The sequence below is a fragment of the Gordonia aichiensis NBRC 108223 genome (assembly GCF_000332975.1).
GTDB lineage: Bacteria > Actinomycetota > Actinomycetes > Mycobacteriales > Mycobacteriaceae > Gordonia > Gordonia aichiensis.
The window spans coordinates 104,945-117,982 of sequence record NZ_BANR01000006.1; the positions used below are offsets into that span (position 1 = coordinate 104,945).

At 66.0% G+C, this 13,038-nt stretch carries 10 protein-coding genes; all 10 read left to right on the plus strand.

What is annotated here, in order from left to right; all coding sequences use genetic code 11:
* Positions 1 to 81 precede the first annotated feature (81 nt).
* The 10 genes from GOACH_RS09575 to GOACH_RS09620 all read left to right on the plus strand — a co-directional run bounded on the left by GOACH_RS09575 (position 82) and on the right by GOACH_RS09620 (position 13,038).
* Entirely contained in the window at positions 82 to 1,524 is a 1,443-nt protein-coding gene (locus tag GOACH_RS09575) for a short-chain fatty acyl-CoA regulator family protein (protein WP_040518203.1), read from the plus strand.
* A 72-nt stretch (positions 1,525 to 1,596) separates the two neighbouring features.
* Positions 1,597 to 2,202, plus strand: a complete 606-nt coding sequence (locus GOACH_RS09580) for a L,D-transpeptidase (RefSeq protein WP_005173984.1) — start codon at positions 1,597 to 1,599, stop codon at positions 2,200 to 2,202.
* A gap of 99 nt (positions 2,203 to 2,301) precedes the next feature.
* A complete protein-coding gene (locus tag GOACH_RS09585) occupies positions 2,302 to 2,793 on the plus strand; it encodes a hypothetical protein (RefSeq protein ID WP_005173986.1) in 492 nt (163 codons plus the stop codon).
* Positions 2,794 to 2,861: 68 nt separating this feature from the next.
* Entirely contained in the window at positions 2,862 to 4,238 is a 1,377-nt protein-coding gene (locus tag GOACH_RS09590; protein WP_040518204.1) for an 8-oxoguanine deaminase, read from the plus strand.
* Positions 4,239 to 4,269: 31 nt separating this feature from the next.
* Positions 4,270 to 5,100 (plus strand): FAD binding domain-containing protein, encoded by an 831-nt coding sequence (locus tag GOACH_RS09595; RefSeq protein ID WP_040518277.1) that lies wholly within the window; start codon positions 4,270 to 4,272, stop codon positions 5,098 to 5,100.
* The gene (locus tag GOACH_RS09600) at positions 5,097 to 7,859 is read left to right on the plus strand and encodes a molybdopterin-dependent oxidoreductase (protein WP_005173990.1); all 2,763 of its coding nucleotides are present in this window, start codon (positions 5,097 to 5,099) and stop codon (positions 7,857 to 7,859) included. The genes GOACH_RS09595 and GOACH_RS09600 overlap by 4 nt, the downstream gene beginning before the upstream one ends.
* A 168-nt stretch (positions 7,860 to 8,027) precedes the next feature.
* Positions 8,028 to 9,305: an Nramp family divalent metal transporter gene (locus tag GOACH_RS09605; RefSeq protein ID WP_005173991.1), complete on the plus strand. Its 1,278-nt coding sequence runs from the start codon at positions 8,028 to 8,030 to the stop codon at positions 9,303 to 9,305.
* 251 nt (positions 9,306 to 9,556) lie between these two features.
* A complete protein-coding gene (locus GOACH_RS09610) occupies positions 9,557 to 10,273 on the plus strand; it encodes an MgtC/SapB family protein (protein ID WP_005173992.1) in 717 nt (238 codons plus the stop codon).
* 189 nt (positions 10,274 to 10,462) lie between these two features.
* The gene (mdo, locus tag GOACH_RS09615) at positions 10,463 to 11,734 is read left to right on the plus strand and encodes an NDMA-dependent methanol dehydrogenase (RefSeq protein WP_005173993.1); all 1,272 of its coding nucleotides are present in this window, start codon (positions 10,463 to 10,465) and stop codon (positions 11,732 to 11,734) included.
* Between the two features lie 176 nt (positions 11,735 to 11,910).
* On the plus strand, positions 11,911 to 13,038 hold the full coding sequence (locus tag GOACH_RS09620) for a MadB family AAA-type ATPase (protein ID WP_005173994.1): 1,128 nt from the start codon (positions 11,911 to 11,913) through the stop codon (positions 13,036 to 13,038).

The following is a 13,038-nucleotide window of genomic DNA, read 5'->3' on the forward strand; positions in this document are numbered from 1 at the left end:
TGCTGGACAGTGCGTAGTTTTGCGGACGTCCGATCCGGTTTTTGCGAAGGTTGCGGATGCTCGGGGCGCTACACTACCGAGATGGCTGCCTCCGTCTCGGGACGTCTTCTGGTGGGCGCCCGTCTGCGACGCCTCCGCGACGAGCACGGGTTGTCGCAGGCCGCACTCGCTCGCCGAATCGACAAATCCACCAGCTACGTCAACCAACTGGAGAACGATCAACGCCCCATCACCGTCTCGGTGCTGCTGGCGCTCACCCGCGAGTTCGACCTAAGCGCCGACTACTTCGCCGCCGACACCGACGCACGTCTTGTCGCCGACCTCGCCGAAGCGCTGGCCACGGGACCCGATGGCGTCGGTGCCACTCGCGCACAGATCACCGAACTGGTGTCCCGGATGCCCGACGTCGGGCGCACGATCGCGGCCCTCCATCGACGTCTCGTCGCGGCCGAGTCCGAACTCGACACGTACCGCGGCCAGGCGTCGAACGTCGGCTCGACGACTCCGATGCCGTTCGAGGAGGTCCGCGACTTCTTCTACGACCGCAAGAACTACATCGATGTCCTCGACCGGGCCGCCGAGGCCATGTTCGAGCGGCATTCCCTTCGTATCGGCGGACTCGACCTGCAGTTGGCGACGTTGCTCTCGCGGGAGTACGGCATCTCCGTCTCGATCGGTCACGACAACGATCCCGGTGAAGCCGCGCGGCGCCCCAAACGCGTCTACGACGCAGACCAACGCGTCGTGAGGCTCGCCGGCCGTCTCACCTCCGGCCAACGTGCCTTTCAACTCGCCACCCAACTGGCACTCATCACACAGGCCGACGTCGTCGACGCGGTGATCGCAGAGGCGACAGAACTCAGTGAGGAGTCGCGTTCGGTGGCCCGGATCGGACTGGCGAACTATTTCGCAGGTGCGTTGGTGCTTCCGTACGAGCGGTTTCGCGCTGCAGCCGAGGAGGCCCGCTACGACATCGAACTGCTGTGTGTGGGCTTCGACGTCGGGTTCGAGACCGTGTGCCATCGGTTGTCGACGCTGCAGCGCCCTGGCCATCGGGGTGTTCCGTTCATCTTCGTCCGGACAGATCGCGCAGGCAACATCTCGAAACGCCAGTCCGCCACAGCTTTCCATTTCTCGCGCGCAGGAGGTAGCTGCCCGTTGTGGGTGGTGCACGACGCCTTCGACTCGCCAGGCCGGATTGTCACGCAGGTCTCACAGATGCCCGACGGCCGGTCATACTTCTGGCTCGCACGTAGCACCGACGAGGGACTCGGCTATCTCACCCAGCACAAATCCTTCGCGATCGGGCTCGGCTGCGACCTCGGCCACGCCGACCGCCTGATCTACTCCACCGGCGTCGACCTCGCCGACGACCGTCGAATCGTACCGATCGGCGCCGGATGCAAGGTGTGCCCGAGACCGGCCTGCCCGCAGCGGGCCTTTCCCCAGGTCGGCAGCCCCATCGAGGTCGACGTCACGGTGAGCGATTCGATCCCGTACCGCGCTGCCCCGGCGCCACGGTAGGTGTAGCGCCGCCGGGCCGGGCGCCACGGACGCGTTGCGGCATATCGGGTCTGCGGTACCGTCGGAAACGAAATGATATCGGTTGCCAAGAAGCGGAGTCGTGGTCTCACGTCGAGGTCACTCGTACAGGGGTACGCGTGGCCCGCGGTCGCTGCTGTCGCAGTTCTGGCCGTCACCATCGCGATGGTGGTCGGCCTCACGATGCACTCCTCGGCATCGGCCGACTCCGCGCCGACAACCGCCTCGGCACGACCGGTGGCCGCGCCGGCGATTCCCCGACCCACGTGCCCGGACAAGTCCGCGGGCAAGGCGATCGTTGTCGGGCTCGCGTCGCAGCACATGGTCCTGTGCCAGGACGGACGTCAGATCTCCGACGTCGCCGTCACCACCGGCAGCGTCGACCGTGGCGCAGGCACCCCGCTGGGCTCCTGGCGGATCGAGAGTCACGACGTCGATCGCACACTGAGCGGCCCCGGGTACACCGTGTTCGTGCACTATTGGTTACACCTGTTCGGCGACATCGGTTTTCACGATTCGCCCTGGCAGAAGTTCCCCTATGGCGACACCACGAAGTACCGGACGCAAGGGTCAGAAGGCTGTATCCACGTGCCCGGCGACCAGATCAAGCGACTCTACGACTGGGCAGGCGACGGAACGCCGGTCACCATCACCGCCTGACCCCGCCCGACGCTCCCGCGCCGGTCTCGCGTAACGCATCTCACTCTGTCAGCGATGTCTGTATTGCGAGGTTCGATCACGCCAACCAGGGAGAATCCCATGCCGAAGATCGCACAGCACACATCCCTCCGACTCCGCCGATCACTCGGGGTGGCCATGGGCGTCGCCGCACTGTCGGCACCGCTGGCCGCGGGTGTAGCACCGGCGAACGCCGCGCCTACACAACCCAGCGGGCAGTGTTCGTTCACCTACCCCAACCCGAACTTGTTCGCGCTACCGACGTCGGCCACCGCGTCGGTCACCCAAACCGGCCGCGACACGATCCGGGTACGCGTGGTCTCCCGGCCGTACTCCATCGCCGGATATCAGCAGAAGGTCAGTGTGACCTGGGCAAATCTCCGGACGGGTAGGTCAGGAAGCACCTTCTCCGCGCCGACTCGGGTCGGCGGTCTCGAATCGACGGTGACGGTGCCCCGTATCCGGACCGGCTCCGGAAGGATCACCCTCGTGGTGGGGGCGACCAACACCAGTTCCATCAATCCGAACGCCACAACCAACGGAGACTGCGGCACCGAGGTCGTCGTCCGCTGACCACTGTCGGGCCGCCGCGGGCCTGACGCCGAGATGCCGTGCGGACCCGATCGTCGTAGCGTGTCGCTGTGCCCTCAGCAACACTCATCGAGAACGCGTCTGTAGTGACGGTCGATCCGCAACGGCGGGAACTGTCGCGCGCGTCGGTACTCGTCGAGGGCACCACGATCAGCGCGATCTTCGGCAAGGGCGAGCCGGCTGAGGTGCCGCCCGACGCGACCAGGGTCGACGGCTCGGGGTGCGTGCTCACGCCGGGTCTGGTCAACACCCACCACCACCTTTATCAGTGGATCACTCGCGGACTCGCCGCCGACCACACCCTCTTCGAATGGTTGACGACGCTGTACCCGGTCTGGGCGGGAATCGACGAGAGCGCAGTGCATGCCGCAGCGCTCGGCGGTCTGTCGACACTGGCACTGTCGGGGTGCACGACGACAACCGACCACCACTACGTGTTTCCCCGGGAGGGCGGCGACCTACTCGGTGCCGAGATCGCGGCGGCCCAGGCAGTTGGCCTACGCTTTGATCCCACACGCGGCTCGATGGATCTGTCCGAGAAGGACGGTGGCCTGCCGCCGGACAGTGTGGTGCAGAGCATCGACGAGATCCTCGCCGCTAGTGCGGAAGCCGTTGCGCGCTGGCATGATCCGTCCCCGGGATCGATGCTGCGTATCGCACTCGCGCCTTGCTCGCCGTTCTCGGTCACGACCGAGTTGTTGCGCGAATCTGCGGTCCTCGCACGGAAGCTCGGGGTCCGGTTGCACACTCACCTCGCCGAGTCCGTCGACGAGAACACCTATTGCGACGAGCATTTCGGTTGTACTCCACTGCAGTACATGGACTCGGTCGGCTGGACCGGTGACGACGTGTGGTTTGCCCACGGCATCGAGTTCGCCGACGACGAGATCGCGCGACTAGCCGCGACCGCGACCGGCGTCGCCCACTGCCCCACCTCGAATGCCCGATTGGGCAACCACATCTGCCGTACCCGGGACCTCGTCGACGCCGGGGTGCCTGTGGGACTCGGTGTCGACGGTGCGGCGTCGAACGAATCCGCCAGGCTTCTCGAAGAGGCACACCAGGCGGTGCTCATGGCCAGGGCCAAGGGAGGCCCGACTGCGTTGACCACGAGAACCGCGATCGAACTGGCGACCATCGGCGGCGCACGAGTGTTGGGCCGCGACAACGAGATAGGCTCGATCGAGGTGGGCAAGCTCGCCGACCTCGTTCTCTGGGACCTGAACACCCTCGCCCATGTCGACATCGACGACCCCGTCGCAGCACTCGTACTCGGCGCGATCCCGCCCATCAGGGCGTCCTGGGTGAACGGGAGGCAGATCGTGTCCGATTCGGAGATGCTCACTCTCGATACCCGCGCTGTGGCCATCGACTGCGCGCGTGAACACAGCCGGCTGCTCGACAAGGCGCGCGGGGTGAAGGCATGATCGTTGTGGTCGAGCCGGGATGGCTGCGCTGATGGATCTCCACACGATCTCCACGTACCGCTATGCACACAGCCGCGCCGACCTCCGCCTTGCCGACGGTGAACGTATTGTCGCCGGCGGCACGTGGTTCTTCTCCGAACCGCAGGTGAGCTCGACCGGCATCGTCGACATCAGCAGGATCGGCTGGCAAGCATTCGAGGATCTTCCCGACGGTGGTCTCCGGATCGCAGCGACCGCGACGGTGGCCGAGCTCGCCGAAATGCCCGCACAACGGGGCTGGCGGGCTCATCCGCTGCTGTTCCAGTGTGCCACAGCACTTCTCGCTTCCTTCAAGGTCTGGAACGTGGCGACGGTCGGCGGTAACATCTGCCGCTCGTTCGCCGCGGCGTCGATGGTGTCCCTGGCGTCGGGTCTCGACGGCAGCGCACTTGTCTGGCGTCCGGACGGCACCGACTACACCGTCGCCGTCGCCGACCTCGTGACGGGCAACGGCACCAACACCCTCGCAGAAGGAGAAGTCCTGCGCGCCATCGACATCCCCGGATATGCGCTGCGTGCGCGAACAGGATTCCGCAAGATCGCTCTCGCGGAACTGGGGCGCTCCGGCGCGGTGGTGACCGGCCGACACGATGAAGACGGCACTGCGGTATTCGGGATCACCGCTGCAACCCTGTGGCCGACGGTCTTGCGCTACAAGGGATTGCCCGACGCGGAGCAACTGCGTGCCGACATCTGGTCTGCGGACGGCTACTACACCGACCCGCTCGGCGCCGCGGATTGGCGGCGTGGCGTCTCGGCTGTTCTGGCCGAGCAGATCCGTACGGAGCTCTCCCGTCCGGGCGAAGGCGGCGACGCACGATGAGGTTCGAGATCAACGGTGCGCAGGTCGACGCCGAGCCCGCTGCAGGCCAGTGTCTGCGAACGTTCCTGCGCGATCAAGCTTATTTCGAGGTCAAGAAGGGATGCGATGCGGGCGACTGCGGTGCGTGCTCGGTGCTCATCGACGACACCCCGGTCCACTCCTGCATCTTTCCCGCCCAACGCATCGAAGGTCGATCGGTCACCACAGTGTCGGGGCTTGGCACACCCGACGACCTGCACCCCATGCAGCAGGCCTTCGTCGACAACTTCGGCTTCCAGTGCGGGTTCTGCACCGCGGGCATGATCGTCACCGCGTCGACGCTGGACCCGCACACCGTCGCCGACACAGCCGAACTGCAGCGGAAGATGAAGGGAAACCTGTGCCGCTGCACCGGTTATCGCGCGATCCGCCAGGCGATCCGGCAGGGTGTCTCCCCCGCCGACGACCTCCCCGACGCGACGGACGAGCGTGGTGTCGAGAGCACCGCCGCCGTCGGATCGTCGCTCACGCCGCCTGCGGGCCGCCGCGTGGTCACCGGTACCGAGCCGTACACCTTCGACGTCTCGGTGCCGGGGACCCGCTATCTCCGGGTACTCAGCTCGCCGCACCCCCATGCACGCATCGTCGCCATCGACACGTCCGCGGCCGAGGCGCTGCCCGGGGTGGCGCTCGTCCTCACCCACGAGAACGTCAGCACGCGAAGGTTTTCCACGGCGCGACACGAGTCACGCGCCGATGACCCGGACGACACACGTGTTCTGGACTCCGTGGTGCGTTTCGTCGGCCAGCGTGTGGCGGCCGTGATCGCCGACACAGCCGGAATCGCCGAAGAGGCATGCCGGTTGATCGATGTCGAGTATGAGCTTCTGCCAGGGGTCTTCGACCCCGAGGAGGCTCGACGCCCCGGGGCCCCGCTCGTCCACCCCGACCGCACTTACGAGGACAGGGTCTTCGAGGCCGAGCGCAATGTCATCTCCTCGTTCCACGAGGGTTTCGGAGGCGACGTCGATGCGGCGCTTGCCGCCTCGGCCGTCACCGCTGGCGGTACCTGGCAGACAGCTCGGATCTCCCACGCGCAGCTGGAAACCCACGGCTCGATCGGGTGGCTCGACGACGACGGACGCCTCGTGATCCGCACGAGCACACAGGTCCCCTTCCTCGTCCGCGACGAACTGGCGCTGCTTCTCGACCTACCCGCCGAGCGTGTCCGCGTGTTCAGCGCGCGCGTCGGCGGCGGCTTCGGCGGTAAGCAGGAACTGCTCACCGAAGACCTTGTGGCGATCGGTGTGCTCCGGACCGGCGCGCCGGTGGCCTACGAGATGAGCCGCACCGACGAGATGACCCGAACCACGTACCGTCATCCGTTCCGGGTCGCGGTCGATCTCGGCGCTGACACCGACGGCAGGCTCCGTGCGATGAAGGTCGACGTCCTCTCCGACACCGGCGCCTACGGCAATCACTCGATGGGGGTGATGTTCCACTCCTGCGCCGAGTCGGTATCGGTGTACAACTGCCCGGTCAAGCGGATCGACGCGGAAGTGGTCTACACCAACAACCCGCCCTCCGGCGCGTTCCGGGGCTACGGTCTCGGCCAGGTGATCCTCGCTGTCGAGTCCGCCATGGACGAGTTGGCCATCGAACTCGACATCGACCCGTTCGACCTGCGCCGCATTAACGCGGTACGGGAGGGCGATCCACTGCTCATCGCGCACCCCGAGCCGGAAGACGACCTGATCTACGGCAGCTACGGGCTCGACCAGTGTCTCGACCTCGCGCAGACGGCCTTGCGTCGCGGCAACGATGCGGTTGTACCGGAGGGCGATTCGTGGCGGGTCGGTGAGGGAATGGCCATCGCGGCGATCGCGACCATGGCGCCGAGGGGGCATTTCTCCACCGTGTCAGTCGGTGTCGACGTCGACGGCAGATACCACGTCGGTGTGGGCACAGCCGAGTTCGGCAACGGTACGACGACGGTCCTCACCCAGATCGTCACCGAGGCGGTGGGAACCGATCCGTCACGAATCGTGTTGCGGCACGGCGACACCGACGCAGCGCTTTACGACACCGGGGCCTTCGCCTCCGCGGGAATCACGGTGGCGGGCAAGGCGACCTACGGCGCAGCACTCGCCCTGCGCACGTTGTTGCTCGACGCCGCGTCGTCGATCACCGCGACATCTCCCGACGCCATCCGGCTAGTGCCCGATGGCGCACTCGTCGGCGAGAGACTCGTCGGTTTCGGCGAACTCATCGACGCGGTCGACCCGGTTCATCGAGTGGCCGACCGGGTTGTGGCCACGGGCTCCGAGAGCGGCGCACTGCGTTCGATCGCGTTCAATGTGCACGCATTTCGTGTCGCCGTCGACACCTCGACCGGCACGGTGCGCATTCTGCAGTCCGTCCAGTCCGCAGACGCCGGCACGGTGATGAATCCGCAACAGTGCCGCGGACAGGTGGAGGGCGGTGTGGCCCAGGCGATCGGTTCGTCGCTCTACGAGGAGATCATGCTCGACGGAAAAGGTGTACCGCTCACCCCGGTGTTCCGCACCTACCGGGTGCCGCAGATGGCCGACGTCCCCGAGACCGAGGTCTACTTCGCCGACACGTCGGACGAGCTCGGCCCCTACGGAGCGAAGTCGATGAGTGAGTCGCCCTACAACCCGGTGGCGCCCGCCCTGGCCAACGCGGTCCGGCGGGCAATTGGCCGACGCCCCTACGAACTGCCGATGTCACGCGATCGGGTCTGGCGCCTGCTCCAGTGATCATCGGTATCCCACACGCGGCCCCAGTGCGTGGACGCGGGTGGTGCACCAGCCGCGTATGCCAACTCGAGCCGCGTTGAGGGAGGCGACCGACGCTTGGTTTCGGTAGCCCGAACTTTTTGATTCGCCTGTGTTGAACTCGACGCCGAGCTGTGCGAGATTGGTCAGGTGAGCACGGTCGGAGAACGCGAGCAAGCCGAGGCGTCGGCACCCCGCGAGCGCATCCGCCGTCCTCGCGCACTGCTGCGCAACGTCGCACTCCTCGGTCCCGCGTTCGTGGCCGCCATCGCGTATGTCGATCCGGGCAATGTTGCCGCCAACATCACCGCGGGCTCGCGATACGGGTTTCTCTTGGTATGGGTGCTCGTTCTCGCCAACGTCATCGCGATGCTGATCCAGTACCAGTCGGCGAAACTCGGGATCGTCACCGGCAAGGGGCTCCCGGCGATCCTCGGTGAGCGGATGGGACGCCGATCCCGGCTGGCCTTCTGGATGCAGGCCGAAGCCGTCGCGGTAGCCACAGACCTCGCCGAGGTACTCGGCGGCGCGATCGCGCTGAACCTCCTGTTCGGACTCCCGCTCGTCTTCGGCGGCGCGATCGTCGGGGTGGTGTCGCTGCTGATGTTGCTGCTCCAGAATCCGCGTCAGCAGCATGTCTTCGAACGGGTCATCCTCGGGATGCTCGCAATCATCGTGATCGGCTTCCTGGCCGGACTCGTCGTCGAACCGCCCCCTCCTGGAGAAGTTCTCGGTGGACTGGTGCCACGGTTACAGGGCCCCGAGACGGTCCTACTCGCAGCATCCATGCTCGGCGCCACCGTCATGCCGCACGCGATCTACGTCCACTCCTCGCTGGTCGTCGATAGGCACGGCATCAGTACCAGCACGTCGCGAACCCGACGACTGATCAGGGTCACCCGCTGGGATGTGGTCATCGCCCTCATCGTCGCGGGCGCCGTCAACATCGCGCTGCTACTCCTCGCCGCCACCAACCTTCGCGGCAAGGAGGGAACCGACACCATCGAAGGCGCCTACGACGCCGTGCGCGACTCGCTGGGCCCCTCGGTGGCAACCATTTTCGCCATCGGACTACTGGCCAGCGGCCTCGCCGCGACGTCGGTCGGATCGTCTGCGGGTTCGGCGATCATGGATGGACTGCTGCACATACGGATACCTCTCGTGCTCCGCAGGCTCGTCACACTCGTCCCGGCGTTGGTAGTCCTCGGAGTCGGGGTCGATCCGACGTGGGCGCTTGTGATCAGTCAGGTGGTGTTGAGCTTCGGGATCCCCTTCGCGATCATCCCGCTGGGGCGCCTCACCGCCGACCGTCGGATCATGGGTGACTACGCCGACGGATGGCCGCTCCGCATCGCCGCCACGATCTCGTCGATCCTCATCGTGGTGCTCAATCTGGCCTTGATCGTGCTGATCTTCACCGGGGCCTGACACCTCGGGGAACTGACCCGCGAGGTTGACAGCGCCGGGGCGAGGGGCTATTCCTGAGTGGGCCCTCAAGGGTGCCGATTCCGTCCGACCCAAGGGGGTGAGATCGAAATGCCATCTGGCAACAGTAGTTCCGACTATCCGTTATGTGTTTCGTTCTCCCCCGCATGTTGGGTCTCCTGAGCCGGCCGCGTTCACCCGTAGCCGCGATCGCCGAGGCGCCGACGCGTGGGCCTGCCGTAAAGGTGGCCACCATGACCATCAACCTCGTCGAAGTCCTGAGCCGCGTGGCAGTCGCACTCGCGTGCGGTGCGCTCATCGGCCTGGAGCGTCAATGGCGCTCGCGTACCGCGGGCTTACGCACCAACGCACTCGTCGCGTTGGGCGCGGCACTGTTCGTGGTGATGGGGGCATTCAGCTTCCACGGCCCCGACGCCGATCCAACTCGTGTTGCCGCCCAGATTGTGTCCGGGATCGGCTTTCTCGGCGCCGGCGTGATCATGAAGCAGGGCGTATCGGTCTCCGGACTCAACACGGCCGCCACCCTGTGGGCCTCGGCCGCGGTCGGCGCGCTTGCAGGCGGCGGCCTTCTCCTCGTCGCCACCGTGGGAACGGTCACCGTGATGCTCGCCAATACCCTCCTTCGCCCGGTGGGCCGATTCGTCGATCGCCACCCCGGCCACGCGGGCCGCGAATTACCCTCTGCCGAGTACGTTTTCGCCGTCACATGCCCTCAGTCGGCAGAGAAGAGCGTGCGCGCCATGGTCTTCGACGCCGTGCACCGGCCAGAGTTGACGGTGCGCTCGATCAGCGCGACCGACGGCCCGAACGACATCGTGACAATCACGGCACACGTGTTCACTCCCGAGCGCAACGATCGCGACGTCGAGGACGCCCTCGCTCTCGTCGCCTGCACAGAAGCCGTGACCTCTGTGCGCTGGTCGGCCACGGCCGCCTCCGCCGCCGACTGACACAGTTTCTTCCCGCGGTAGCGACGGGCGCGTCGGCCCGGGCGGCGACGGACCCTATCCGGACGAACAGGGCCTCCCCTCCCCTGAAGGTCTGATCATCTTTTCATCTGAGCAGGTGATCTTGTATCCGCGTGACGTCGACCACACAGTGGAACACGACACACCGTCACGTCATTAGGAGATCGCCACATGGCCATCGAGCTCAACCAGATCTGGGACTTCCCGATCAAGGACTTCCACCCGTTCCCCAACGCCAAGCTCGGCGTCGGCGCACACGACATGCTCGGCGTCGAGGCCAAAGACCTCGGCATGACACGCGTGCTACTCATGACGACCGGTCTGCGCGGGTCGGGCATCATCGAGGAACTCAAGGGAAAGATCGAGTACCAGGGTGTCGACGTCGTGCTCTACGACAAAGTGGAGTCGAACCCCAAGGACTACAACTGCATGGACGCGGCCGCGCTGTATCAGTCGGAGAAGTGCGACGGCATCATCTCCGTGGGCGGCGGCTCGAGCCACGACGCAGCCAAGGGCGCCCGCATGGTCATCGCCCACGACGGCCGCAACATCAACGAGTTCGAGGGCTTCTCGAAGGCCACCAACAAGGAGAATCCCAAGCACATCGCTGTATCCACCACCGCGGGAACGGGTTCGGAGACGTCGTGGGCCTACGTCATCACCGACACCTCGGACATGAACAAGCCGCACAAGTGGGTGGCCTTCGACGACACGTGCCTCGTCGACCTCGCCATGGACGATCCGCTGCTCTACTACAGCTGCCCCGAGCACTTCACCGCGTTCTGCGGCTTCGATGTGCTCGCGCACGCGTCCGAGCCATACGTGTCGCGGCTGGACTTCGCACCGTCATTGGGCAATGCCAAGTACGCGATCGAACTGATCCGCGACCATCTGCGCACCGCGGTGTACGAGCCGCGCAACCTCGAGGCCCGCACCGGCATGATGAACGCGCAATACATTGCGGCACAGGCATTCAACTCCGGCGGCCTCGGTCTCATCCACTCGTTGTCGCACGCCGTCAGCGCGTTCTACGACAGCCACCACGGTCTGAACAACGCCATCGCCCTACCGCGTGTGTGGGAGTACAACCTGCCCAGCCGCTACGAGCGCTACGCCGACATGGCCGCCCTGTTGGGCATCGACACCACCAACATGTCGACCGTCCAGGCCGCCGATGCCGCTGTCGAAGAAGCCATCCGACTGTCCAAGGATCTCGGCATCCCGGACAACTTCGGCCAGGTCACCGTCAACAGTTACGAGAAGAACCGGATGAACACAGGCAAGTACGAGGGCCGCGGAGAGACCATGGACACCTCGGACAAGCAGATCCGGGCGATCGCCGAGCACATGATGGATGACTGGTGCACCCCGGCGAATCCACGCGAATGCTCCGTCGAATCACTCATCCCGATGGTGAGCCACGCGATGACCGGCACGTACTGACGGGCGCTTGCTGACGGGCACGTACTGATGGGCGCCGTCAGGAGACCCTCGGGAGACTGAGCACCTCCCGAGCATGCGGATCGGTCCGGGTGAGGTCGCGACCTGACCCTTCACCTGGACCGATCCGCACCCCCGAGTTCACACCACACCCGCGAGCACTGATGTCACGAGGAGCCATGCCGGACGTGTCCGAACTGTCCAACGCCCCATTGTCGAGCACCTTACTGCCGGAAGCCGAATCATCGCCCTTCTCACACGGATTCGACACCGTGGAGGAGCTGATCGGGAGTCTCGACGCCCAGGGCTACCTCATCGATGACGACCTCGCGGTGGTCGTCCACCTCGCCACACTGCTCGACCGGCCACTTCTACTGGAGGGACCCGCGGGCGTCGGAAAGACCGAGTTGGCCAAATCTCTTGCTGCGGCGTCGGGTCGGGAGTTGATCCGCCTGCAGTGCTATGAGGGACTCGACGAGTCACGCGCACTCTACGAATGGGATTACGCCCGCCAACTCCTGCACGTGCAGATGCTGCGCGACCGGATCGGCACCGAGCTCGCCGCCCAGCCGACACTGTCCGCCGCATCCGCGGCGCTGACCCGCGCCGACGTCGGCGTCTACACCGAGGACTTCCTCGTCGCCAGGCCGCTGCTCGCCGCAATCACCGCGGCCTCACCGACGGTATTGCTCGTCGACGAGGTCGACCGCACCGACGAGGCGATGGAAGCGGTCATGCTCGAGGTGCTCGCCGAGCGTCAGGTGACCGTGCCGGAACTGGGCACCTTCACCGCGCGGTCGTCACCGTGGGTGATCCTCACCTCCAACGACACTCGCGAGCTCTCCCCCGCACTCAAGCGACGCTGCCTGCACTTCCAGGTCGATTACCCCGACGTCGAACGCGAACGACGCATCGTCGCGGTCCGCGCACCGGAGGTCGAGCCGGCGGTGATCGCCGACGTCGTCGACCTTGCGCGCCGCCTGCGAGAGTTACCGTTGCGCAAAAGTCCCTCCATCGCCGAGGTCATCGACGCCGCACGGGCGGCGGCGTATCTACGCACGACGACCGCCGCGCACGCTGCGGACCCGCCACACGATCAGGCGTCCACCGACCGCGCCCTGCTCTCGCTGCTGGTGAAGTTCGGCAGTGACCTCGATACCGCGCGAGCCGCGATGGGTGCCCCGGCGTCGTCCGCATCCGGCGTCGATACCCCGACCCCCATAGCAGCCGACGGCTCGAGTCCGCGAGGATCTGTGACCGCGACCGCGTTCGGATCAGGTCGTGCACGTAGTGCCGGTCGACGCTGA